Source organism: Exiguobacterium sp. s152, assembly GCF_018618335.1.
In the GTDB taxonomy this organism is placed as follows: domain Bacteria; phylum Bacillota; class Bacilli; order Exiguobacteriales; family Exiguobacteriaceae; genus Exiguobacterium; species Exiguobacterium chiriqhucha.
The window spans coordinates 352,718-374,546 of sequence record NZ_JACSLX010000001.1 but is presented as its reverse complement, the minus strand read 5'-3'; the positions used below and the strand labels follow the sequence as shown (position 1 = coordinate 374,546).

The 21,829-nt window shown below is 51.8% G+C and carries 21 protein-coding genes and 1 other annotated feature; of the genes, 15 read left to right on the top strand and 6 right to left on the bottom strand.

Features of this window, described 5'->3' with window-relative positions; all coding sequences use genetic code 11:
- Positions 1 to 87 precede the first annotated feature (87 nt).
- Both KNP72_RS01935 and KNP72_RS01930 read left to right on the top strand, forming a co-directional pair.
- On the top strand, positions 88 to 1,161 hold the full coding sequence (locus tag KNP72_RS01935) for a M42 family metallopeptidase (protein ID WP_214717579.1): 1,074 nt from the start codon (positions 88 to 90) through the stop codon (positions 1,159 to 1,161).
- Between the two features lie 127 nt (positions 1,162 to 1,288).
- On the top strand, positions 1,289 to 2,305 hold the full coding sequence (locus KNP72_RS01930) for a PTS sugar transporter subunit IIC (protein WP_021065578.1): 1,017 nt from the start codon (positions 1,289 to 1,291) through the stop codon (positions 2,303 to 2,305).
- A gap of 49 nt (positions 2,306 to 2,354) precedes the next feature.
- Here KNP72_RS01930 and KNP72_RS01925 read toward each other — a convergent pair whose 3' ends face one another.
- Positions 2,355 to 2,687 carry a hypothetical protein gene (locus KNP72_RS01925; protein ID WP_021065579.1) on the bottom strand — a complete coding sequence of 111 codons (333 nt, stop codon included), beginning with the start codon at positions 2,685 to 2,687 and terminating at the stop codon, positions 2,355 to 2,357.
- Between the two features lie 114 nt (positions 2,688 to 2,801).
- Here KNP72_RS01925 and KNP72_RS01920 point away from each other — a divergent pair, with 114 nt between their 5' ends.
- The 6 genes from KNP72_RS01920 to KNP72_RS01895 all read left to right on the top strand — a co-directional run bounded on the left by KNP72_RS01920 (position 2,802) and on the right by KNP72_RS01895 (position 7,554).
- Entirely contained in the window at positions 2,802 to 3,113 is a 312-nt protein-coding gene (locus KNP72_RS01920; RefSeq protein WP_021065580.1) for a thioredoxin family protein, read from the top strand.
- Positions 3,114 to 3,118: 5 nt separating this feature from the next.
- Positions 3,119 to 3,910, top strand: coding sequence for a DUF1444 family protein (locus KNP72_RS01915; protein ID WP_214717575.1), 792 nt, complete (start codon positions 3,119 to 3,121; stop codon positions 3,908 to 3,910).
- Between the two features lie 48 nt (positions 3,911 to 3,958).
- The gene (gene ytpR / locus KNP72_RS01910; protein WP_214717573.1) at positions 3,959 to 4,579 is read left to right on the top strand and encodes a YtpR family tRNA-binding protein; all 621 of its coding nucleotides are present in this window, start codon (positions 3,959 to 3,961) and stop codon (positions 4,577 to 4,579) included.
- Positions 4,580 to 4,632: 53 nt separating this feature from the next.
- A complete protein-coding gene (locus tag KNP72_RS01905) occupies positions 4,633 to 5,604 on the top strand; it encodes a hypothetical protein (protein WP_214831920.1) in 972 nt (323 codons plus the stop codon).
- 88 nt (positions 5,605 to 5,692) lie between these two features.
- Positions 5,693 to 7,000 carry a UDP-N-acetylmuramate--L-alanine ligase gene (gene murC, locus KNP72_RS01900; protein WP_214717568.1) on the top strand — a complete coding sequence of 436 codons (1,308 nt, stop codon included), beginning with the start codon at positions 5,693 to 5,695 and terminating at the stop codon, positions 6,998 to 7,000.
- Positions 7,001 to 7,101: 101 nt separating this feature from the next.
- On the top strand, positions 7,102 to 7,554 hold the full coding sequence (locus KNP72_RS01895) for a Dps family protein (protein WP_021065585.1): 453 nt from the start codon (positions 7,102 to 7,104) through the stop codon (positions 7,552 to 7,554).
- Positions 7,555 to 7,594: 40 nt separating this feature from the next.
- On the opposite strand, the gene KNP72_RS01890 is transcribed toward KNP72_RS01895, so the two are convergent.
- Positions 7,595 to 8,707: an aminopeptidase gene (locus KNP72_RS01890; protein ID WP_214831918.1), complete on the bottom strand. Its 1,113-nt coding sequence runs from the start codon at positions 8,705 to 8,707 to the stop codon at positions 7,595 to 7,597.
- A gap of 173 nt (positions 8,708 to 8,880) precedes the next feature.
- Here KNP72_RS01890 and KNP72_RS01885 point away from each other — a divergent pair, with 173 nt between their 5' ends.
- From KNP72_RS01885 to ccpA, 4 genes are all read left to right on the top strand, one after another.
- Positions 8,881 to 9,399 (top strand): DUF948 domain-containing protein, encoded by a 519-nt coding sequence (locus tag KNP72_RS01885; RefSeq protein WP_021065587.1) that lies wholly within the window; start codon positions 8,881 to 8,883, stop codon positions 9,397 to 9,399.
- A 22-nt stretch (positions 9,400 to 9,421) separates the two neighbouring features.
- On the top strand, positions 9,422 to 10,138 hold the full coding sequence (locus KNP72_RS01880; RefSeq protein ID WP_214831917.1) for a YtxH domain-containing protein: 717 nt from the start codon (positions 9,422 to 9,424) through the stop codon (positions 10,136 to 10,138).
- A gap of 137 nt (positions 10,139 to 10,275) precedes the next feature.
- Positions 10,276 to 11,367, top strand: coding sequence for a bifunctional 3-deoxy-7-phosphoheptulonate synthase/chorismate mutase (locus tag KNP72_RS01875; RefSeq protein WP_214717562.1), 1,092 nt, complete (start codon positions 10,276 to 10,278; stop codon positions 11,365 to 11,367).
- 126 nt (positions 11,368 to 11,493) lie between these two features.
- Complete coding sequence (gene ccpA / locus KNP72_RS01870; protein ID WP_021065590.1) at positions 11,494 to 12,507, top strand: catabolite control protein A; 1,014 nt, start codon at positions 11,494 to 11,496, stop codon at positions 12,505 to 12,507.
- 50 nt (positions 12,508 to 12,557) lie between these two features.
- On the opposite strand, the gene KNP72_RS01865 is transcribed toward ccpA, so the two are convergent.
- The 3 genes from KNP72_RS01865 to KNP72_RS01855 are packed head-to-tail and all read right to left on the bottom strand — an operon-like array spanning position 12,558 to position 14,998.
- Positions 12,558 to 13,727 carry an acetoin utilization protein AcuC gene (locus tag KNP72_RS01865; protein ID WP_214831916.1) on the bottom strand — a complete coding sequence of 390 codons (1,170 nt, stop codon included), beginning with the start codon at positions 13,725 to 13,727 and terminating at the stop codon, positions 12,558 to 12,560.
- Entirely contained in the window at positions 13,724 to 14,356 is a 633-nt protein-coding gene (locus KNP72_RS01860; RefSeq protein ID WP_214831915.1) for an acetoin utilization AcuB family protein, read from the bottom strand. Before KNP72_RS01860 ends, KNP72_RS01865 begins: the two co-directional genes overlap by 4 nt.
- Positions 14,357 to 14,368: 12 nt before the next feature.
- A complete protein-coding gene (locus KNP72_RS01855; protein ID WP_029595165.1) occupies positions 14,369 to 14,998 on the bottom strand; it encodes a GNAT family N-acetyltransferase in 630 nt (209 codons plus the stop codon).
- Positions 14,999 to 15,153: 155 nt separating this feature from the next.
- Here KNP72_RS01855 and acsA point away from each other — a divergent pair, with 155 nt between their 5' ends.
- On the top strand, positions 15,154 to 16,860 hold the full coding sequence (gene acsA / locus KNP72_RS01850) for an acetate--CoA ligase (RefSeq protein ID WP_214717554.1): 1,707 nt from the start codon (positions 15,154 to 15,156) through the stop codon (positions 16,858 to 16,860).
- Positions 16,861 to 16,904: 44 nt separating this feature from the next.
- Here the strand turns inward: acsA and KNP72_RS01845 are convergent, their stop codons facing one another.
- Positions 16,905 to 19,427 carry a transglycosylase domain-containing protein gene (locus KNP72_RS01845; RefSeq protein WP_214831914.1) on the bottom strand — a complete coding sequence of 841 codons (2,523 nt, stop codon included), beginning with the start codon at positions 19,425 to 19,427 and terminating at the stop codon, positions 16,905 to 16,907.
- A 167-nt stretch (positions 19,428 to 19,594) separates the two neighbouring features.
- Positions 19,595 to 19,792, top strand: a binding site (T-box leader).
- A 47-nt stretch (positions 19,793 to 19,839) separates the two neighbouring features.
- Between KNP72_RS01845 and tyrS the strand changes: the two genes are divergently transcribed.
- Together tyrS and KNP72_RS01835 are read left to right on the top strand one after the other, a co-directional pair.
- Positions 19,840 to 21,087 (top strand): tyrosine--tRNA ligase, encoded by a 1,248-nt coding sequence (gene tyrS / locus KNP72_RS01840; RefSeq protein ID WP_214831913.1) that lies wholly within the window; start codon positions 19,840 to 19,842, stop codon positions 21,085 to 21,087.
- Positions 21,088 to 21,194: 107 nt separating this feature from the next.
- Positions 21,195 to 21,821 carry a GTP pyrophosphokinase gene (locus tag KNP72_RS01835; protein ID WP_214831912.1) on the top strand — a complete coding sequence of 209 codons (627 nt, stop codon included), beginning with the start codon at positions 21,195 to 21,197 and terminating at the stop codon, positions 21,819 to 21,821.
- The last annotated feature ends 8 nt before the right edge of the window (positions 21,822 to 21,829 follow it).

Below are 21,829 nucleotides of genomic sequence, written 5' to 3'. Positions count from 1 at the left end.
CTGTACCCCATTGGAACGAAAACCATTCGCATCTGTCGAAAAGTTCTGTATATAATGAAACAAGAACGGTTGAAGGGATGGATGGAAATGGAACAAAAAACGAGAGACTTATTCAAGACGTTAACAGAGCTTCCGGGCGCGCCCGGGTTTGAATCAGAGGTCCGCCGGTTTGTTCGCGACCGAATCACACCGCACGTCGATGAAGTCATGACGGATGGCATCGGCTCGATCTTTGGGAAACGAGTCGGCGATGAGGCGGGACCACGCATCATGATCGCTGGTCATATGGACGAAGTCGCATTCATGGTCACCCGAATCACAGAAAACGGGATGCTGTACATACAACCGCTCGGCGGATGGTGGAGCCAAGTGCTCATGGCACAACGATTTGACATCGTGACGGCCGATGGATTGATTCCAGGGGTCGTCGCATCGACGCCGCCGCACTTGCTTGGACCGGAGGCGATGAACAAGCCGATGGACATGAAGCAAATGTTTATCGATATCGGGGCCGATACGAAAGAAGAGGCCGAATCGTGGGGCGTACGTCCGGGTCTACCGGCTGTGCCGACGAGCGAATTCACGCCGCTCAAACATCCGAAAAAAATTATGGCCAAGGCATGGGACAACCGCTACGGCGTTGGGCTCGCCGTCGAGTTGCTCGAAGAGACGACAAAAGCCGATCACCCGAACATCTTGTTCGCCGGGGCGACCGTACAAGAAGAAGTCGGTCTCCGTGGTGCCCAAACAGCAGCCGAAATGATTCGTCCGGATGTCGCGCTCGTCCTCGACGCATCACCGGCCAACGATGCATCAGGCAATAAGACAGAGTTCGGACAGCTCGGGGAAGGGGCACTCATTCGTATCCTCGATCGGGTCATGGTCATGTCTCCTGAGATGCGTGACTTCCTGCTCGATACGGCATCTGATGAAAACATTAAGACCCAGTATTTCGTCTCGCCAGGTGGCACGGATGCGGGTCGCATCCACATGAGCGGGGAAGGGGTGCCGACGGCCGTCATCGGTGTAGCGGCGCGTTATATCCACACGCATGCCTCGATTTTGCATACGGACGACTACGACGCGGCGAAAGCGCTCCTGAAGGCACTCGTCAAACGACTCGATCGCTCGACGATGGAGACGCTCCGGGCTTCACGCTAATTGAACGAAGAACGTCACTCGGGGAGTGGCGTTTTTTTCATATTGAAATTTCACGAGAAACGCTTATACTGATAAAAGTGTGAAGACAGAAACTTTACGACTGACAAGACAGAAAAGAGGAATTTCTATGCTTAAGAAAAAAGGGATTACGCTCAGTCCGTCGCTCTATTTCGTGACGGCTCTCAGTTATATGGCACTCGGATTATTCAGTACGCTCATTATTGGCTTGATTATGAAGACGGCCGGAGGACAGTTGCTTGAGACGAGCCTGTCCGGATTTGGTTCGACACTCATCGAGATTGGTGACGTGGCCATCGGCTTGACCGGGCCTGCCATCGGGATCGCCATCGCCTATGCACTCCAGGCACCACCGCTCATCTTGTTCTCGGCACTCGTCGTCGGGGCGTTCGGCTATGAGTTCGGACCTGCCGGCAGTTATGTGGCGACGTTGCTCGCCGTCGAAGTCGCCAAGCTCGTCTCGAAGTCGACGAAACTCGATATTTTGGTCACGCCGTTCACGACGATCGGCATCGGTTATTTAAGTGCGACCTATATCGGTAAATACGTCGGGTTGTTCATGACACAGCTCGGCACATGGATCGAATGGGGAACGGAACAGCAGCCACTGTTCATGGGCGTCGTCGTCGCGACGTTGATGGGGCTCGCGCTCACGGCTCCGATCTCGAGCGCGGCCATCGCCCTCATGCTCGGTTTGAGCGGGATTGCCGCCGGTGCGGCGACGGTCGGGTGTGCTGCCCAAATGGTCGGGTTTGCCATCACGAGCTATCGGGACAATGGCATCGGAGGCGCCATCGCCCAAGGCATCGGTACATCTATGCTCCAAGTCGGGAATATTGTCAAAAACCCATGGATTCTGTTGCCGCCGACCGTGGCCGGCGCCGTGCTCGCGCCGATTGCGATTCTGTTGTTTGAACTCGAGAGCGTCGCGGCAGGCGCTGGCATGGGAACAAGTGGACTCGTCGGACCGATCGTCATGCTCGAAACGATGGGCTTCAGTTGGTATACGTTCATCGTCGTCTTCGGCTTTTTAATCGTCGGGCCAGCGGTGCTCAGCTACGCCGTCTATCAAGTGTTGGTCCGGATGAACCGGATTCGACCGAACGACATGAAAATCGAATATTGAACATACGAAAGAGAGCGTCCCGGCAAATAAGCGGGACGCTCTCTTTCGTTCACCACCCGAAAAAATTCCGGACGATTTCGACCGTTTCCCGCGGGACGCGGAAGCTCGCGAGGAATAGTACGAGCAAGACGGCATAGACGGGGAGTAAAAAACGTTTTCGAATGATGGGCAGCCTGCGCACAAGACGCTTGCCGACGCGTTCAAGTATGTAAATCACGGCGAATCCGACGACGAGCCAAATGAAAATCTCGCCTCGTGATTTGTCCGTATCGATGAACAAATAACCGTAGCGTAGAATCGCCAACATGCCGATGACGCCGACGAGTTGTTCAAGTGGATGCTTCATTTCTGGATTCAACTGTTCGCGTGTCCATTTTGTCATGACTTCACCTTTTTCACGTAGTCTTCACTCCCGACTATCATAAAACACGAGAGCGGAATGTGACAACGGACTTATGCTATCATGAATGAGGAAAAAAGAACAGGAGTGGTGAAGATGAAACAACTGACAACGATGAACGAATATACAGCAGCGAAACAAGGGAAGAGCGTCCTCATGTTTTCAGCAACGTGGTGCGGCGATTGCCGTTTCCTCGACCCATTCATGCCGGACATTGAAGCGAAGTTCTCAGACTGGTCATTTTATTACGTCGATCGTGATGAATGGATGGAGCTTGCGCAAGAACTCGACATTTTCGGAATTCCAAGTTTCGTCGCTTTCAACGGCGGACAAGAAGTCGACCGCTATGTCGGACGCGAACGGAAGACGCCGGAGCAAGTCGAAGCCTTCCTTCATGGGTTAGGGTGATTCAAATGGAGCGGAATGAATTACGTCGTCATCTCGAAAGTAAGTTCACTGACGGATACCGGACCTCGTACGACCGCGAGAATGAGGTGTTGCGCATCGAACGGGCGACCGATCGATTCGGCGTCAACATCCGTCTCGCCCCGCTCGTAGCGAAAACAAAAGTTCGAGGGGAAATCGCTGTCGATGAGGTCGTAGACTACATCAAGACAGCGCTCACCGCGGACGATGACATTACATTAGCGGGTAATGAGGCTAATCTTTATCCTGTCATCCGTTCTGCTTCGTTCTCGACCGAGACGAAACGGGGCGAGACATTGGCGATGACGCCGCATACAGCTGAGACCGCCGTCTTTTACGCCCTAGATTTGGGTAACGGCTATCGATTGATTGAAGAGCGACATTTGGGCGGAATGACGCTCGAACGCCTTGATGAGTTGGCGCGGAATAACGTCAAAAAATTACCGACCGATTTAAAAGAAGATACCGTTGCCGGCAACACGTTCTATTTCCTGGCGGCACGGGACGGCTACGAGGCGTCACGTATCTTGAACGATGACTTTTTACGAGTTATGGAACGCCGCATCGAAGGCGATATGCTCGTCGGAGTGCCGCACCAAGACGTCATGATTATCGCGGACATCCGCAACGATCAGGGTTATGATGCGATGCAACAGCTCATGTTCGACTTTTTCACGAACGGTCGGATTCCGGTGACGGCTCTTTCTTTCCATTATGAGGCTGGCGTACTCGAGCCAATTTTCATTGTCGGAAAAAAGAACCCACCAACCGACGCATAATCTGCTAAACTATTTGTGTCTAGTTTGAAAGAAGGGGCGTTTTTACGTATGCAAATCAATGCTTTTTATAACCGTGAAGGAATCGGCGATGTCCTCATGGTCCTGTTAAGAGAAGGCGATCGCCATCATCAAGTTGTTGAACGGAAAGACGATGTCGCCATCGTTAAGTCGACGACAGGGAAAGTCAATGGCTACAACGTGTTCAACGCGAGCAACTATTTTGATGTCAGCGATTGGCATGGACCGGTCGAATTGACGGCCGAATTGATTGAGACGCTCGGTGTCATCTTGCGCAAACAAAATATCGAAGCCGAGTTGTCGGGCGTGGACTTCACCCCTAAATTCGTCGTCGGCTATGTCAAAGAAGCTGAGAAACACCCGGATGCCGATAAATTGTCGATTTGTCAGGTCGAGACTGACCAAGGTATGGTCCAAATCGTCTGTGGCGCACCGAACGTCGCGGCCGGCCAAAAAGTCGTCGTCGCGAAACCGGGGGCAGTCATGCCATCAGGTTTGATTATTCGCCCGTCTACATTACGTGGTGAGAGCTCACACGGGATGATCTGTTCGGCGCGTGAATTGAACTTGCCTGATGCACCGCAAGAAAAAGGGATTCTCGTATTAGATGACGAATATGAAGTAGGTAAAGCATTTGAAATCGGTCGCTAAACTCGACCGATTTTTTGCTAAATAGGATTGAGTGAAAAAGCGAGGAATCAAGTATGGATGCATATGAACGTTCATTAAAACAGCAAGCAGACCGAATTCGACGCGAACTATCCCAAGAAGGGAAGAAAGGTGCGCCTGCACCGAAGCCCGAGCCGAAGGATGAATTTGTGCCGTCGGATGTACCGTCTCCGATTTATGGATACGCCCGACCGAAACCGAAAATCATCCTGCCGACTGAACATTCTCCGGAGACGCGAGACGATTCAGCGATGCGTCAAGCGAAGCGAGTGGCCGTCCCAGACGAGGAAATGTCAGAGGCGGTGCCGCCAAGCGTAGCGCCTGAGCCTGAGAACGAACCGGTAATTGATTCTGTAGATGAGTCGGTGATGGAGTCAGTAGACGAATCCGTTGTTGAATCAGTAGACGAATCAGTGGACGAATCAGTGGACGAATCAGTAGATGAATCGGCGCCGGACACGGACGAAGCGACGACGCCACAGTCCGACTTTGATGTCACAGCGGACGAACTGCCAGTAGCAGAGACGCTTGAGGAAATGGTGGCCGAGCAAACAGAGTCACCAATCGAAGCGTCGATTATTTCCACAGAAACGTCGGAACCGATTGATGAGAGTCCGACCGACTTGGAAGATGAGCAGGATGAATCAGACACAAAACCGCTCCTCGGGGAAGTCTCGATTGTAGAGAGCGGATTTGCTTCGGTCTTCATGGGGTCGACCGATTTGAAATCGTCAAAGATTGCCGTTCGTGAAGAAAAACAAGATGTGACCGAACCATCGTTGCCGACTGAAGCATCGGTCGAGACGGTGGCACCGATTGTTGAGGATGTTGCGAAAACATTACAGTCGGACGAACCGGTCGATGTGCCTGATGAAGAAACATTGACGCCCGCCATGGGCGTGTCATACAAAGCGGATGGCCCTCCGCTCAACGTCATGATGACACCGCAAGACCGGATGGCGATGTACAAGAGTCGCCGATTGGCTAAAAAAAACAATAACCTGTAATAGCATGACTCCGGTAGTTTTGCTATAATGACAAAGGTTTGTCGCATTTTTGAAACAGACCGCAATGAATTAGGGGGGCTATTTACAGATGAACCGTTATCACTTCGTCGGAATTAAAGGAACGGGCATGAGTCCTTTAGCTCAAATTTTAAATGACATGAATAATGAGGTCCGAGGTTCGGACGTTGACAAAGCATTTTTTACTGAAGAAGCATTGAACCGTAAAGGAATTGAAATCCTTCCGTTTGACCCTGAAAATATTACTGAAGGGCAAATCGTCGTCCAAGGTAACGCCTTCACAGACGATCACCCTGAAGTTGTTCGGGCACGTGAACTCGGATTGACGATATACAAGTACTATGAGTTTCTAGGCGAGTTGGCTGACCACTATACTAGTGTCGCCATCACTGGATCTCACGGGAAAACATCGACGACAGGTCTGTTGGCCCACGTCATGCGTGGCATCGAGCCGACATCATTCTTGATCGGCGATGGTACGGGTGAAGGTGTCGAAGACTCGAAAAACTTCGTCTTCGAGGCTTGTGAGTATAAGCGTCACTTCTTATACTATCGTCCGGACTATGCCATCATGACGAACATCGACTTTGATCATTCTGATTACTTCTCAGGACTCGATGATGTCATCGACGCATTCCAAGAGATGGCCAAGCAAGTGAAGAAAGGCATCATCGCTTGCGGGGATGACGAAAATCTTCAACACATTCAAGCGAACGTGCCAATCGTCTATTACGGTTTTGGCGCTCATAACGACTTCCGCGCCGAGAACGTGAACTCGACGGATAACGGGACGACGTTTGACGTGTATTTGCGTGACGACTTCTATGGGACGTTCCGGATTCCAGGATACGGGAACCATAGCGTCTTGAACGCACTTGCCGTCATCGCGACATGTGACTACGAGAACTTACCGAAAGAGTTGGTCAAAGACCGCCTCGAGACGTTCAACGGCGTGAAACGTCGTTTCAGCGAATCGACGCTCGGAAGCCAAGTGTTAGTGGATGATTATGCCCACCATCCACGGGAAATCAGTGCGACAGTGGAAGCGGCGCGTAAAAAATACGTCGGCCGTGAAGTTGTAGCTATCTTCCAACCGCACACGTACACGCGTCTTAAATCATTCATGGATGATTTCGCTGCGGCATTAGCCGAAGCGGATGCCGTTTACTTGTGTGACATCTTCGGTTCGGCTCGCGAACAAGAAGGTACGGTCACGATTGAAGACCTGCAATCGCGTATCGAAGGCGCGAACGTGTTGAAGCGCGGCGGAACGCAAGTGCTCCAGGCACATGGCAATGCCGTCCTCCTGTTCATGGGGGCTGGGGACATCCAGACCTATCAACGCGAATATGAGAAACACGTCCAACTTGAAGCGTGAATCGAGAGCGAACGGCTGATGCCGTTCGTTTTTTTGTGTTTAACATCGAGCTAAGACGGTAATAATACTAGCGACTGAATTTGGAAAAGGAGATGTTAAGGATGGCAAGTCAAGGCGCACTAAACACATTGAACAAAGAGGTAGCCAACTATGGCCTCTTATTCGTCAAACTGCACAACTACCATTGGTACATTAGCGGCCCTCACTTCTTCACGTATCATGAAAAATTAGAGGAACTGTATAATCTGGTCGCCGAACTGTACGATGACGTGGCGGAACGTCTATTGATGAACGATGGCGAACCGTATGCGACGATGAAGGAGTATCTCGAACATTCGACGCTGCAAGAAGGGGACCGCCACGCGGATACCGAGCAGATGATCAAAGATGTCATCAGCGACTTCAAACAGATTCGCCAAGAGATGCAAGACGCGATGGAGAACTTCGAAGACGGGGACGAAGCCATCGAGGACACATTCGTGTCTCATATCGAACGACTCGAGAAAGAGATTTGGATGATGTCGGCTGCACTCGGCAAAAAGACGAAGCTGTAACGAAAAAACAAGCGTGCCGCCATCGGCACGCTTGTTTTTGTTATTTCAAGTTCTCTGGGTTGAGTGGCAAGAGCGAGTCGACGACGAAACGACCGTCCTTACGAATCAAGACGTCATCGAACCAAATCTCACCGCCGCCGTAATCAGGGCGTTGGATATTGACAAGGTCCCAATGGATTGACGAGTTGTTGCCGTTATAAGCGTCGTCATACGCCTGACCCGGTGTAAAGTGGAAACTGCCGTCGATTTTCTCATCGAACAAGATATCCTTCATCGGATGTTGGATGTACGGGTTGACGCCGATGGCGAACTCGCCGACGAAACGTGCCCCTTCGTCCGTATTGAACACTTCATTGATTCGGTCTGTGTCGTTCGCTGTCGCATCGACAATCTTTCCATCTTTGAACGTCAACGACACGTTCTCGAACGTGAAGCCGTGATACGGTGACGGCGTGTTGTACGTGATGACACCGTTGATCGAATCTTTGACCGGCGCTGTGAACACTTCACCGTCCGGAATGTTCATTTGGCCAGAACACTTGATGGCCGGAATGTCTTTAATTGAGAACGTGAGGTCCGTCCCTGGTCCTTTGATTGTGACACGGTCGGTCGCATTCATGAGGCTGACGAGCGCGTCCATGGCCCGGTCCATCTTACCGTAGTCGAGTGTGCAGACGTTGAAGTAGAAGTCTTCGAACGCCTCAGTCGATTTACCAGCGAGTTGTGCCATCGACGGCGATGGATAACGGAGCACGACCCATCTCGTTCCTTTGACGCGGTCCTCGGTATGCATTTTACCGATAGTGGCCCCGACGAGTTTTTGTTGCTCGGCCGGAACGTCTGACAGTTCGTTGATGTTGTCACCGGCACGAAGGCCGATGTAAGCGTCCATCGCTTGCATCTGTTTGCGTTCGATATCGGCCATGAGTTCGAGCTGTTCCCGGCTCGCTCCCGTATAAAGTTTGCGCAAGATGCGGCTCTCTTTCAATAAGACGAACGGATGCCCCCCAGCCTCATACGCCTTTTCGACGAGCGCTTCGACAAGCGATTCCTCGACGCCGAAATTTTCAATGAGAACGCGTTCCCCCGGTTTCAATTCGACTGAATAATTGATTAATCCATCAGCGAGTTGCGTGATTCTTGGATCTCTCATACGAACACCCCTTTTAACTTTTTTAAATTTATTTCTATTTTAGTGTAATCGAAAACATAAAAACGGGTAAAGGAATAATCAGACCGGATGGCGAAAACGGTTGTGACAAATCTTTTGAGTCATAATGGTGCTATAATGAAACCACCACATTATCGAATAGGAGGAATGGATGCATGGAAATCACATTAGGAGGCATTGCAGGGCTCGTCGCAGCACTCGCATTTGTCGTACTCGTATTTTTCTTGGCACGTGTCTTGTCGAACGTCAATCGGACACTCGGCAGCGTCGCCAACACGACTGAAAACTTAGAACGTCAATTAGACGGAATTACAATGGAAGTGACGGCGCTCTTACATAAGACGAACCGTCTCGTGGATAACGTCGAAGAGAAAACGGAATTGCTCGCACCGGTGGCACACGCCCTTGATGAGCTCGGCACGTCACTCAACGAAGTGACAGAGTCGGTACGGACGGTTTCTTCTTCTGTTCACGTAGCAGCAGACGAGAATAAAGAGCAGATTGCCCAAGCGGTACGTTGGGGATCGGTCGCTGTAGAATTATTTAAGAAAAACAAAACAGAAACGTCTTCAGACGAACGACCATCACGTCGTCGCGGCCGTCGGGACCGTAAACAAGAACCGACTACGGTTTCACCAGGGTTGATTGCGACAGACGATACAATCAAATCATAACTATCACAAGGAGGAAGTAACGATGACATACGACAAAAACAAGACATATACGACTGAACAGCAATCAAGCGGTGGGTTTTTAGCAGGTGTCGTCCTCGGCGGCGTGATTGGTGCAGCAGTAGCACTCCTCACATCACCGAAGAGCGGACGTGAAGTACGGACATACCTCGACGAGAAAACGGCGACGTCGCGTGAGCGATTGACCGTCAAGTCGAAAGAAGTTCGTGAAAAAGCAGAACCGGTCGTCGGCGAATGGATTAAAGTAGCGAGCGATAAAGCGGCTCCGGTCTTAAACCTCGTCAAAGACAAGGCCCGTGAAGCGGCTGAATTGAAACAACAAGTCTATGAAGACGAATTGTCAATCGAAGAAGCGATGGAGAAAGCTGACCAACTCGTAGCGGAGGCGGAAGCCGAAGTGAAAGAGCAACTCGATAAGGCTTCAGAAGAGCAGTCGAACGAAGCAAAAGCTTCGAACGAAGCGAAAGCCTCAAATGAGTCAAACGAGTCGTCGAAGTCAGAAGCGTCGACAGACAAACCGAAACAATCAGACAGTAAGCCGAACGCGAACAAATCGAACGCGACGAAATCGGCTGCAAACAAACAAAACACAACGAGCAGCCGTGACCAGTCGGAAGACTATGAGTCAGACTTCGAGGCACCTGTGAAAGACTTGCTCGACGATGAGTCGAAACAAGAATTGAACAACTTGAAGCAAGACCTTAAAAACGGCAACAAATAAGTGATGATGCGTCCGGGACCATCCGGGCGCTTTTTTTGTTGATTTTGTGTCGTCAGCCCATTTCCCTATGACAAAGCGATTAAAGTTCGTTATAATTAGGAATCTGGAAAGAACGGCTTAGAAATGAGAGGGTAATTATGAGTCCACAAGATCAGTTGAATCGATTACGTCGCGAGATGGATGAGTTGAATCGTGAGATGCTCGACTTGCTCAGCCGCCGCGGCACACTCGCTGTTGAGATTGGAAAAGTAAAACGTCTGCAAGGTGTGGAGCGATACGATCCGGTACGTGAACGTGAGATGCTCGACTTCATCGCGGCAGAGAATCCGGGTCCTTTCGAGACGGCTCGCTTGCAACATCTGTTCAAAGAGATGTTTAAAGCTTCGGCCGAACTGCAAGGCGAAGACCGTGACAAGACGTTGCTCGTTTCACGGAAACGCCAAGCCGAAGACACGATCGTCACGCTCGATGATGTCAAAATCGGCAATGGACGTCCGCAACTGATTGCGGGACCATGTGCGGTCGAATCGTTTGAGCAAGTGAACGCCGTCGCTGAGAAATTGGCGCTGTCCGGAGTGAAAATCTTGCGGGGCGGGGCGTACAAGCCACGTACTTCACCATACGACTTCCAAGGTCTCGGCTTCGAGGGATTGAAAATGCTGAAGCAAGCGGCAGATCGTCATGACTTACGGGTCATCTCTGAAATCATGACGCCTGGTGCGGTCGAATCGGCACTTCCATACGTGGACATCATCCAAGTCGGTGCGCGCAATATGCAAAACTTCGACTTGCTGAAAGAAGTCGGGAAGACGGATAAACCGGTGCTCTTGAAGCGTGGCTTATCGGCTACGATTGAAGAGTTCATCTATGCGGCCGAGTACATCATGGCGAGCGGCAACAGCCAAGTCATCTTGTGCGAGCGCGGCATCCGGACATATGAACGGGCGACACGCAACACGCTCGACATCACCGCGGTCCCGATTTTGAAACAAGAGACGCATTTGCCGGTCATGGTCGACGTGACTCACTCGACAGGACGACGCGACTTGTTACTGCCAGCGGCCAAAGCGGCGCTTGCAGTCGGGGCGGACGGGGTCATGGTGGAAGTACACCCGAACCCGGCCATCGCCTTATCGGATGCCCAGCAACAACTCGATTTCGATCAGTTCGATCAATTCGTGGACGGGCTAACGGCCCAGTTCCCTCAACTTGATTTGGTGAAAAAGTAAACTTTCCAATTGGAAACGTTTTATATAGCGTGAAGACAGGGTAAAATGATGACAGATACCTGTCTTCCTTTTTTGACACGTTTTTTGAAAATCGTTTGAAAATCATTGCTTGTAGGAGGAGTTTTAATGAATAGTAACAATGTAACCATCTATGATGTCGCACGAGAAGCCGGGGTGTCGATGGCAACCGTCTCACGCGTCGTCAACGGAAACCCGAACGTCAAACCGACGACCCGCAAGAAAGTCCAGGATGCGATTGACCGTCTCGGCTATCGTCCGAACGCTGTCGCACGTGGACTGGCCAGTAAGAAGACGACGACGGTCGGCGTCATCGTCCCAGACATCTCGAACATCTTCTTCGCAGACCTTGCTCGCGGAATCGAGGACGTCGCGACGATGTACAAGTACAACATCATCCTCGGGAACTCGGACTCGAACCGTGACAAAGAGATCCATTTGTTGAACACATTGCTCGGGAAACAAGTCGACGGCATCATTTTCATGGGCGGTCGTCTGCACGAAGACCTCGTCAACGAGTTTAAAAAGTCACCGGTCCCAATCGTCCTCGCGGCGACACTCAACCAAGGGTATGACCTCCCTGCGGTCAACATCGATTATGAGCAAGCGGCATACGATGCGACCGAAATGTTGATTGGCCACGGCCATAAACAAGTCGGCTTCATCACAGGTCCACTCGAGCAACAAATCAATGGCGAGAAGAAATTCTCTGGTTACCGCCGTGCCCTTGACGACGCCGGACTCCCGTTCCGTGAGAGTGACGTCGTCCTTGGGAATTACACGTACGCATCAGGCCTTGAGGCGATGCAGAAGATGCTCGAACGTGACGATTGCCCGAAAGCGATTTTCGCCGGTACGGATGAGATGGCACTCGGTGTCATTCACGCGATTCAAGACGCCGGTTTCTCGGTCCCGAACGATTTTGAAGTCGTCGGCCATGATAACACGCGTCTCGCTACGATGATTCGTCCGAAATTGACGACGGTCGTCCAACCGATGTATGACATCGGTGCCGTTGCCATGCGTCTCTTGACGAAAATCTTGAATGCGGAAGAAGTCGAAGAGAAGAACGTTGTCTTGCCGCACCGCATCGAACGTCGCGATTCGGTACGTCAAGACTGAATAAAAATCCCCTCGCCTGCCGGAGTCACTCCGCGGACGAGGGGATTTTTTTAGACATATAGTGATTTGCGATCGTTCGAAATGAACGGCCAGAACGCCCGTTTCGTCACTTCCCAATTTTTCTCCTCAATTTGTTGGCGTCGGGGAATATGTTGGAACGTGTACGGATGGTCATCCCAGCGTGTCGGCAAGGCTAAATCCGCTTTGTCCTGCCACTGCTCGATCCATTCGGGCGGAATGTCGCCGCTGTACGGCGCCTCGCGCGTCAGTCCGGCCCACACTTGCGCCCAAGCCCGGGGTACGGTCCGATACCAATCATAGCCGCCGCCGCCGAGGGCGACGAGTCTTCCTTCCGTATACTCGTCGGCAAGTCGAGAGGCTATTTGAGGAATCTGTTCGAACGTCCGAATCGTCGAGGCAAGGTGTGTCAACGGATCAAAGGCATGGGCGTCGGCACCGTTCTGCGTCACGATGATATCCGGCTTGAACCATTCGCACGCTTCCCGGAACACTGTCTCGTAACAGCGCAAGAACGACTCGTCTTGGGTGAACGCATCGACCGGGACGTTCCAGCTATAGCCGTACCCATTCCCGTTGCCGCGCTCTGTGACGGCTCCTGTCCCCGGGAACAGGTAGCGGCCGGTCTCGTGGATAGATAACGTCATCACATCGTCATCGTCATAAAACAGCCATTGGACGCCGTCTCCGTGGTGGGCGTCAGTATCGACATAGAGGACCCGGCTGCCGTACGCTTTACGGACGTGGGCGATGGCGACCGCCGCGTCGTTATACACGCAAAATCCAGACGCTTTCCGCCTCATCCCGTGATGGAGGCCGCCCCCGACGTGAAAGGCGCGCTCCAGTTTACCGCTCGCGACCAAATCAAGCGCGTGAACGGTGCCCCCGACGAGCCGGGCCGCTCCTTCATGGATGGTTGGGAAAATCGGCGTGTCTTCAGTGCCGAGGCCGAACTTGTTCGCTTTCAATGTCGACAGCTCACCGGCCGCCGCCGCTTGAACCGCTTCGATATAATCAAGGTCATGGACGAGCGCGAGCGACTCGACCGAGGCGAGGGGCGGGGCGATACACTCGGAAGCCTGAAGTTTACCTGAGGCGATGAGCAGGGACGTCGTCAGCTCCAGGCGGACCGGATTGAACGGATGATCCGCATGGAAGCGGTACGAGTTCTCGTTCTCCCCGAATATGTAGGCCGGTCTCATTGGGACATCTCCGGACCGAGCACGTCATAACCCTCGCGTTTCAACCGTTCGATGATGCGGAGCGGATTCATCGTCTGGACGCGGAACGAGATGATGCGTTTATATGGGTCGGGCGTCGGGTGAACGAACACGTTGATGATGTTGACGTTCGTCTTGGCGAGGAGCCGGGTCACTTTCTCGAGCGTCCCCGTCGTGTTCTCGACCAAGAGCTCAATCTGAGAGCTCGGCTCGAGCGCGCCCGTCAATTGGACGAAGTAACGCAATAAGTCTGTCTCGGTCAAGACGCCGACGAGTTTGCCTTGTTCGACGATCGGCAGGCAGGTCAGGCGATACTCATAAAACAGAGCGGCCGCATCTTCGAAGAAGTCGTACGGATGTGCCGTCGTCACATCTTGACGCATGATGCTCGAAACGGGGTTTTTGAAGTCGGCGCTCTCACTCTCCGGATGGAACACGCTCGTCGCTCCGCTCATCTCGAACTGGCCGACGATTCCGACGACTTGTCGGGCCGGGTTGGTGACGATGAGATGGCGCACTTGATGATCACGCATGAGCTTGGCCGCATGGGCGATCGTGTTGGTCGGTTGAATCGTCACGACATGACGGTTCATCATTTGTTCAATCAACATCCAGTTCCCTCCTTAGTCATACATGAACCGGCGCCGCAGCCGGAGCGAATCGAAATGGTCGATCGTTTCTTGCCGGACGTTCTTGCCAATCCGTGCCATGAGACAGTTGGCCGGATGCGAGGCAATCTCGGGGTCATCGGTCGGGAAGAAGACGAGTCCGCCGTGGTTCATCATCTTTTCCATCACTTTCCGATAGTCCCAGATAGAGAGCCCGCTCCCTTTCAAGTCCCAGTGCCAATAATATTCGGTCGTCAAAATCAAGAAGTCATCCATATGCGCGTCCATCATCGACACTTCGAGCAGTTGCTTGCCAATCCGTTGGCCACGGAAGCGCGGGCTCACTTCGATCGCGCCGAGCTCGAGGATATAGGGGTCGTTCCCTTCGCTCCAACGTTCATATGGGTCCGGATATAAATACGTGACATAACCGATGACGAGGTCATCGACGCGGGCCACGATGATGCGGCCTTCTTTCAAGTCAGCGATTTCGACGAGCGCCTTGTGTTGGTCCTCAGGTTCACGAAATGCGGTCAATCCCTCATCGAGCCTATACGTGGCCAACACGTCGCTCTCGATCGGTCCATCGATGATTACGGCTCCGAGTGAGGTTTCCCACACCTTTGAATGATATTGTTTTTCCATGGAGTCACCACCTTTTCCACCTTCTATTATAGCGCTTTCATTTAGCTTGTTTCACACTCTTTTGGAGATTTTGGAAATTCATTGATTTGTCATAATATTAACACTATACTGAAAGTGGTTATACCATTCATTACAGGGGAGGCGAATCTTTAGTGATGGAAAAATTGAAAGCGTTATCAGGGGAACATCAATTGGCGTCGTATGAAGATGCTTGTCAGTCGTTCGAGTGGACACAAGCAGAAGCATTATTTTCTTGGGATTTGACGGGGAACGTCAACACGGCGTACGAAGCAATCGACCGTCACGCAGAAGGTGAACTCGCCACGAAGCTGGCGTTGCTCTATTTCGATGGGGAACGAGAAGAGCGCTACACGTATGAGGACATGAAACGAGAAAGCAATCGGGCCGGAAACGTTCTGAAATCGGTTGGAGTGGAGAAAGGCGACCGCGTCTTCATCTTCATGCCACGGAGTCCAGAACTTTATTTTATTTTGCTCGGTACACTCAAGCTCGGGGCGATCGTCGGTCCGTTGTTTGAGGCGTTCATGGAGCAAGCCGTCCACGACCGTCTGCTCGACTCGGAAGCGAAAGTCATCGTCACGACCGAGGCGCTCCTACCGCGTATCCCGGTCGATCAACTCCCGCACTTGGAGACGATTTTAATCGTCGGTGACGAGGTAAAAGAGGCAGGGAAAATCATCGACTACCGCAAATTGGCGGGTGATGCCTCGACCGATCTCGACATCACGTGGGTCGACCGCGAAGACGGTATGATTTTGCATTATACGTCAGGGTCGACCGGGAAACCGAAAGGTGTCTTGCATGTCCATAACGCCATGGTGCAGCATTTGATGACCGGCAAATGGGTGCTCGACTTGCAACCGGATGACATTTACTGGTGCACAGCCGATCCAGGTTGGGTGACGGGTACGAGCTACGGGATTTTCGCACCTTTCTTAAACGGGGCGACGAACGTGATCGTCGGGGGACGATTCAATCCTGAGTTCTGGTATTCGGTCATCGAACGGTTCGGTGTCACGGTCTGGTACAGCGCGCCGACAGCGTTCCGGATGCTCATGGGTGCCGGAGAAGAGGCGTTTGAAAAATATGATTTGTCGTCACTCCGCCATATCCTGTCGGTCGGAGAACCGCTCAATCCGGAAGTCATTCGTTGGGGGAACGAATCGTTCGGATTGCGGATTCATGACACGTGGTGGATGACAGAGACCGGTGCGATGATGATTTGCAATTATCCGACGATGGATATCAAACCGGGGTCGATGGGCAAAGCTATCCCGGGTTGTGAAGCGGCCATCTTAGACGACCGAGGTCAACCACTCCCGCCGCACCGGATGGGCAACTTGGCACTCAAGACGCCATGGCCGTCGATGATGCGGAAAATTTGGAAGAATGACGCCAAGTATGAGAGCTACTTCTGGGGTGACTGGTACGTCTCGGGTGACTCGGCGTATATGGACGAGGACGGTTACTTCTGGTTCCAAGGCCGCGTCGATGACGTCATCATGACGGCAGGGGAGCGGGTCGGTCCGTTCGAAGTCGAGAGCCGTCTCGTCGAGCACCCAGCTGTCGCCGAGGCCGGTGTCATCGGGAAACCGGACCCGGTACGCGGGGAGATCATCAAGGCGTTCATCGCGCTCCGTAAAGGCTATGAGCCGTCGGACGAGTTGAAGGCGGAGATTCAAAAATTCGTCAAAGAAGGTCTCGCGGCTCACGCGGCTCCGCGTGAGATCGAGTTCAAAGACAAATTGCCGAAAACGCGAAGCGGGAAAATCATGCGTCGCGTCTTGAAAGCATGGGAGTTGAACCTCGAGACGGGTGACTTATCGACAATGGAAGATTGATCGACAAAAGGTCGACACGCGACGTGTCGACCTTTCTTGTCGGATTAGGCGCCGTCTGCAGCTTCGGCGTCTTCTTTCTTCTTGTCTTCCTCAGCCTTTTTCTCAGCTTCGGCTTTCTTCTTTGCTTCTTCTTCAGCTTTCTTCTTATCAGCTTCCGCTTTTTTCTTTGCGTCGGCTTCTGCTTTCGCTTTTGCGTCAGCCGCTGCCTTTTCCTTCGCAGCAGCGTCAGCTTCCTGTTTCTGTTCTTCAGCCTCTTGTTTCTTCTCTTCGGCTTCTTCTTTCTTCTTCGCCTCTTCTTCGGCTTTCTTCTTCGCTTCCTCTTCCTTCTTCTTCGCCTCTTCTTCGGCTTTCTTCTTCGCTTCCTCTTCCTTCTTCTTCTTCTCTTCGACTTTTTTCTTCTCAGAGAATGAACCAGAGTCACCGAAGTCGCCAGCTCTTACGCTAGCCGGTTGTACGAAGCGAGCGTTCGAATTGAACACTTCTGGACGATCGAGATAGACGTTGTTGGCAATCTTAGACCACATACCTTGTGTCCGTTGGTAGTAACGGCCATAGACACCTCCGTCTGTCAAACCATTTTCTTTATCATAACCGGTCCAGACGGCAAGAGTGACACCTGGCGTCGAACCGACCAAGTAGGAGTCGCGACGATCTTGGGTGGTTCCGGTTTTGCCCATCCAGTCACCTGGGACGTTCAAGAGCGAGTTGGCATACGTCGCTGTTCCTGACGTGTAGACGTCACGGAGCATATCGACAATCAAGTAGGCTGTACGATCCGAATAGATGCGTGTCTTCTTCGGATTTTTCTCGTAAATGACTTCGCCTTGGTACTCGACACGGTCGATGATATACGGTTCGACGTGTTCACCGCCGTTGGCGAGCATCGCATAACCCGAAGCAAGGGAGGCTAACTTAACTGAACTAACACCGAGTGCCATTGATGGGGCATCACGCGTATCTTCAGGAACATTCATGCCCATTTGGAGCAGTTTCTCCGTGGCCCCTCTGAAATCGCCTTGTTCTTCGTAAATTTTAACGGCAGGAACGTTTCGAGATTGTTTCAGCGCATCACGAGCTGTCATCGGTCCTCGGAACGTCAAGTCTTCATTGTTAATTTCAACGGTGTTCGGATTTGAACCATTTTGATATTTGTACTTTTCATCAATGATGACGGTGTCCGTCGTGATGAATCCTTTCTCGATTGCATTCGCATAAACGAGTAGCGGTTTCGCCGTCGATCCAATTTGACGTTCCATTTGACGGGCGCGATTAAAGTCATCGGCCTTGCCGTTTACGTAGCGACCACCGACAAATCCGAGGATGCGACCGGTCTTGTTCTCGAGCATAATGGCTGCCGTTTGCTCCGGACCTTGGTCAGGGTCGACTTTCGGTGAGTTGTTAGGTCCGAAGTTATTGACGTTTCGGGCCGGCTGTTGCATCGATTCGTGGACTTGTTTATCAAGCGACAAATGAATCTTGTATCCACCTTGGCGGAGTGCGTTGTGAGCGCGACGTCCGTACGTGCTCGTAATTTCTTTGCGCTCTTCTGCGCTCAATTCGTTCACGTTCACGCCGTCTTGTTTAAGCATGTGGTCCCGAACGATAATGAGGGCATCTTCTTCAGCCCATTGCACGACATATGGATAGCGGTCACGCGGCTTCGATTGCGTCTTCATGAAGTCTTTTGTGATGTCGTAGTTGTATGCGGCATCATATTCTTCTTTTGTGATTTTCTTGGCCACATACATCCGGTTGAGTACCGTCTTCATACGATTGATAGCCGGTGCCACGTCCTCTTTAATGACACCGCCTTGGTAGTACGGTGTGTACAAGAACGGGTTTTTCGGAATCCCGGCGAGGAAAGCAGCTTGTGGCAACGTCAACTTCTCAGCCGATGTGTTGAAGACACCGCGAGCGGCCGCTTCAATCCCTGAGATGTTGCGTCCCATCGAGTTTCGCCCGAATGAGACGACGTTCAAGTACGCGTTCAAGATCTCATCTTTGTTCATTGCTTTCTCGAGGCGAAGGGCGAGTAAAATCTCTTTCGCTTTTCGTTCGAACGACACCTCGTTCGTCAGCATTTGGTTCTTGATGAGCTGTTGGGTGAGCGTTGAGCCACCGGTCCGGTCTTCAGACCCGGTCGCTTCTTGTAAGATGGCGCGGAGCGTCGCTTTCGGGACGACACCAACGTGTTCGTAAAACTCGACGTCCTCTGTGGCGAGCAACGCGTCGACGACGAACGGAGAGACTTTATCGACGGCAACCGGAACCCGTACTTCATCCGTCGTATAGTTTCCGATTCGTTCACCGCTTCCAAAATAAATGTCAGAAGTCGATGAGTAGGTGTTGATTTGTGACGTCATCGTCTTATATGCAGGTGCCGGCATATCCTTGACGAGAGAAGCGAAATACCCCGCTCCGATCCCGGCGCCTAAAAATCCAATGAGAACGACCGATATAATCGTTAGGAGCAGGACGTTCCACGACACATCGTAAAATACATTGGCATAACGGCGGGCTTTCAAGGACTTAGGTTGGTTCCATATGTCTCGAATCTTTTGCAGCATGACAGCCTCCTTAATATGGTGTAAAACTATTTTGGACAGTAATATATACGATTATAGCACAACTCGTTGCCGACCTTCCTCCCAATCCACTGTCGGATGCAAGTTTCCATCTTCCAGTTGACAATTTGGAAATGGAACTTATAAAATGTAAAGCATAGTCCATAAACAAAGACGCTATGAAGAAAGCGAAGTAGTCGACTGACCGCTTGTCCAGAAAGCTAGTGGGTGCTGTGAACTAGCCAATGTCAATCGATGAATTACACTTTTGGAGCGTGCCGTTCGGCCGGGTCGAGACCGTTATCTCTCGCTACAAGTGGCCACAACTGTGGCAATTAGGGTGGTACCGCGGAATCTCCGTCCCTTCTCATATGAGAAGGGACGTTTTTTTATGTCAATCGAAGGAGTGGAACAGATGGAATTATTGAAGGATTTAGAATTTCGAGGTCTCGTCAACCAATTGACGGACGAAGCAGGGTTAGCTGAACAACTAAAAAAACCGACGGCATTATACACGGGATTCGACCCGACGGCGGACTCGCTCCATATCGGGCACTTGCTCCCGATTTTGACGCTCAAACGTTTCCAAGAGGCGGGACATCACGTCATCGCTCTCGTCGGTGGGGCGACCGGCATGATCGGTGACCCGTCCGGTCGTTCGGACGAGCGTTCGCTCAACACGCTCGACACGGTCAAAGAATTTTCGGATCGCATTAAAGACCAATTGAGCCGTTTCCTCCCGCTTGAAGGTGAAAATCCGATCTCAATCCGCAACAACTACGAGTGGACGGAAGAGTTGTCGATTATCGACTTCTTGCGTGATATCGGGAAACACTTCCCGATCAGCTACATGCTCGCCAAAGATTCGGTCGACTCGCGTTTGGAGAACGGAATCTCGTACACGGAATTCTCATACATGCTGTTACAATCGTTCGACTTCTTGAAGTTGTACGAAAACGAGAACTGCCGCCTTCAAGTCGGGGGCAGCGACCAGTGGGGCAACATCACGGCCGGTCTCGAACTCATCCGCCGCTTCGGTCACTCGGAGAAGGCGTTCGGGTTGACGGTGCCACTCGTGACGAAGTCGGACGGTCAAAAGTTCGGGAAGACGGCGGGTGGTGCAGTCTGGCTCGATGCCGACAAGACGACACCGTACGAGTTTTACCAGTTCTGGATTAACGTCGACGACGCTGACGTCATCAAGTTCATCAAATACTTCACGTTCATGTCGCACGAAGACATCTTGGCGCTCGAAGCAGAAGTGGCCGCTGCACCTGAGAAGCGTGCCGCCCAACGTCGCCTCGCCGAAGAGATGACGAAGCTCGTCCATGGAGAAGCGGGTCTTGATCAAGCGCAACGTATCACGACTGCCTTCTTTAGTGGCGACTTGAAAACGCTCAAACCAGAAGACATGGATGCCGCATTCAAGGGCATGCCACAGTTCGAGCTCGACGGCGAGCGCAACCTTGTCGACATTCTCGTCGAAGCGAAGATTGCACCATCGAAACGTCAAGCCCGTGAAGACGTTCAAAACGGGGCGATTTACTTGAACGGGGAGCGGGAACAGTCGCTCGATAAAATGGTGACACGCGCCGATACGCTAGGTGAGTTCACCATCATCCGTCGCGGTAAGAAAAAATACTTCGTGATCCGTCACGTCTGATGCATGCGTCCATGTCCGCCAATGTTGCGAACATGGACGTTTTTTTCTGACTCAACATCGATTCGGTCTGCTACGATAGCAAGTATAGACGACAAGGAGGCTTTATTATGGATATTGAAGAATTTTTTGGCGAGCAGTTCCATCAATGGCGCGAGCGGTTCCGGTACTACGAGATGGCGATCACTGAACTCGAGAGCGATCTCGGCATCATCGACCTCGATTGGCAGACGCGGCTTGGCTATTCGCCGATTGAACACGTGAAGACGAGGATGAAGACGCTGCCGTCCATCATTCGGAAGATGAATCAAAAAGGACTTCCCCTAGAAGTGGAAGCGCTGTGGGAGAATATATCTGACGTCGCCGGAGTGCGGATCGTCACGAGTTTTCGTGATGACATCTATGCCATCCTCGATCATTTGAAAAAACGGGACGATTTAGAAATTGATGAGATTAAGGATTACATCCAACATCCGAAACCGAGCGGCTATCGGAGCTTGCATCTCATCGTCCGAACGAAAGTGTATTTGGCGGAACGCGTCATCTGGGTGCCAGCCGAGATTCAAATTCGCACGCTCGCCATGGACTTTTGGGCGGCGACGGAGCATAAGCTTCATTATAAATACCAGAACGTTGTCCCGGAGGCGTCGAAACTCGAGTTGATTGAAGCGGCGAAGATGGCGGATGCCCTCGATACCCAGATGGGCCGGATTCGTGAACAGATTTTAAAGAAATAAAAAAATCC

What these genes read in the sequence shown, in the direction of transcription:
- KNP72_RS01915 (WP_214717575.1), top strand. Translation starts at nt 3,119, where the DNA reads ATGGAGCGGAATGAATTACGTCGTCATCTCGAAAGTAAGTTCACTGAC.
- KNP72_RS01895 (WP_021065585.1), top strand. Translation starts at nt 7,102, where the DNA reads ATGGCAAGTCAAGGCGCACTAAACACATTGAACAAAGAGGTAGCCAAC.
- ytpR (WP_214717573.1), top strand. Translation starts at nt 3,959, where the DNA reads ATGCAAATCAATGCTTTTTATAACCGTGAAGGAATCGGCGATGTCCTC.
- KNP72_RS01880 (WP_214831917.1), top strand. Translation starts at nt 9,422, where the DNA reads ATGACATACGACAAAAACAAGACATATACGACTGAACAGCAATCAAGC.
- KNP72_RS01930 (WP_021065578.1), top strand. Translation starts at nt 1,289, where the DNA reads ATGCTTAAGAAAAAAGGGATTACGCTCAGTCCGTCGCTCTATTTCGTG.
- KNP72_RS01935 (WP_214717579.1), top strand. Translation starts at nt 88, where the DNA reads ATGGAACAAAAAACGAGAGACTTATTCAAGACGTTAACAGAGCTTCCG.
- KNP72_RS01920 (WP_021065580.1), top strand. Translation starts at nt 2,802, where the DNA reads ATGAAACAACTGACAACGATGAACGAATATACAGCAGCGAAACAAGGG.
- KNP72_RS01875 (WP_214717562.1), top strand. Translation starts at nt 10,276, where the DNA reads ATGAGTCCACAAGATCAGTTGAATCGATTACGTCGCGAGATGGATGAG.
- tyrS (WP_214831913.1), top strand. Translation starts at nt 19,840, where the DNA reads ATGGAATTATTGAAGGATTTAGAATTTCGAGGTCTCGTCAACCAATTG.
- KNP72_RS01925 (WP_021065579.1), bottom strand. Translation starts at nt 2,687, where the DNA reads ATGACAAAATGGACACGCGAACAGTTGAATCCAGAAATGAAGCATCCA.
- acsA (WP_214717554.1), top strand. Translation starts at nt 15,154, where the DNA reads ATGGAAAAATTGAAAGCGTTATCAGGGGAACATCAATTGGCGTCGTAT.
- KNP72_RS01905 (WP_214831920.1), top strand. Translation starts at nt 4,633, where the DNA reads ATGGATGCATATGAACGTTCATTAAAACAGCAAGCAGACCGAATTCGA.
- KNP72_RS01835 (WP_214831912.1), top strand. Translation starts at nt 21,195, where the DNA reads ATGGATATTGAAGAATTTTTTGGCGAGCAGTTCCATCAATGGCGCGAG.
- KNP72_RS01860 (WP_214831915.1), bottom strand. Translation starts at nt 14,356, where the DNA reads ATGTTGATTGAACAAATGATGAACCGTCATGTCGTGACGATTCAACCG.
- KNP72_RS01885 (WP_021065587.1), top strand. Translation starts at nt 8,881, where the DNA reads ATGGAAATCACATTAGGAGGCATTGCAGGGCTCGTCGCAGCACTCGCA.
- KNP72_RS01890 (WP_214831918.1), bottom strand. Translation starts at nt 8,707, where the DNA reads ATGAGAGATCCAAGAATCACGCAACTCGCTGATGGATTAATCAATTAT.
- KNP72_RS01845 (WP_214831914.1), bottom strand. Translation starts at nt 19,427, where the DNA reads ATGCTGCAAAAGATTCGAGACATATGGAACCAACCTAAGTCCTTGAAA.
- KNP72_RS01855 (WP_029595165.1), bottom strand. Translation starts at nt 14,998, where the DNA reads ATGGAAAAACAATATCATTCAAAGGTGTGGGAAACCTCACTCGGAGCC.
- ccpA (WP_021065590.1), top strand. Translation starts at nt 11,494, where the DNA reads ATGAATAGTAACAATGTAACCATCTATGATGTCGCACGAGAAGCCGGG.
- KNP72_RS01865 (WP_214831916.1), bottom strand. Translation starts at nt 13,727, where the DNA reads ATGAGACCGGCCTACATATTCGGGGAGAACGAGAACTCGTACCGCTTC.
- murC (WP_214717568.1), top strand. Translation starts at nt 5,693, where the DNA reads ATGAACCGTTATCACTTCGTCGGAATTAAAGGAACGGGCATGAGTCCT.